Genomic DNA, 558 nt, shown 5'->3' with positions numbered 1-558 from the left:
GGTCAGGCGCTATGGTTCTGCTGGTATTGCGTCAACGCTGGCAGCAGTTGCTTGTCGATCGCCTGGCGCACGGCCGGAAGGATGGTCGCGCTGCTGGTATACATCTCCTTGACCATCCGCCGCAGTTCATTGGCGCGGGCCCTGTCCAAACCGCGCACGGCACACTCACAGGCCTGCTCGGCCGTCGAGCCGCTGGGAATCTGCAACCCCAGGGCCTTGAGATGGCCCAACAGGTCTTCCTGGTCGATCAAATCGGCGTACATCATGACGCTTTTCCTTGTTCAGGGATTGGGGTCGTGTCTCGATTCTGGTAGCCACCCGAAGCGGCGGCAAGGGCAAATCGTCGATCTGGCATGAATGACTATGAGCGCGTCGTTTTCGGCTAACTCGCCGGGTCCTGGACTGGGCACACTGGCCCCAAGCTGAATCACGATGGTTTGGTCACCCTCGCGCAACAGCTCCTCCAGTAACGCTCCTGCCCCGGTCCTGTCACGGCTTGATCGGGGATTTTTTTGTCTGTGTGAATCTGGGGAAAGTGCGTTGTTTGATCGGGCGCTA

General features: G+C 59.5%; 1 protein-coding gene. It reads right to left on the bottom strand.

Features of this window, described 5'->3' with window-relative positions:
• Positions 1-2: 2 nt before the first annotated feature.
• Positions 3-266, bottom strand: a complete 264-nt coding sequence (locus OC610_RS28630) for a hypothetical protein (RefSeq protein WP_030137829.1) — start codon at positions 264-266, stop codon at positions 3-5.
• Positions 267-558: the final 292 nt, after the last annotated feature.

This window comes from Pseudomonas agronomica, assembly GCF_025917275.1.
Taxonomy (GTDB): Bacteria; Pseudomonadota; Gammaproteobacteria; order Pseudomonadales; family Pseudomonadaceae; genus Aquipseudomonas; species Aquipseudomonas agronomica.
Note: the sequence above shows the minus strand (reverse complement) of the source record. Positions and strands in the feature narration are given on the sequence as shown.

Bases quoted from the DNA above. Each gene is read 5' to 3' on its own strand.
- OC610_RS28630 (WP_030137829.1), bottom strand. From the start codon at position 266: ATGATGTACGCCGATTTGATCGACCAGGAAGACCTGTTGGGCCATCTC.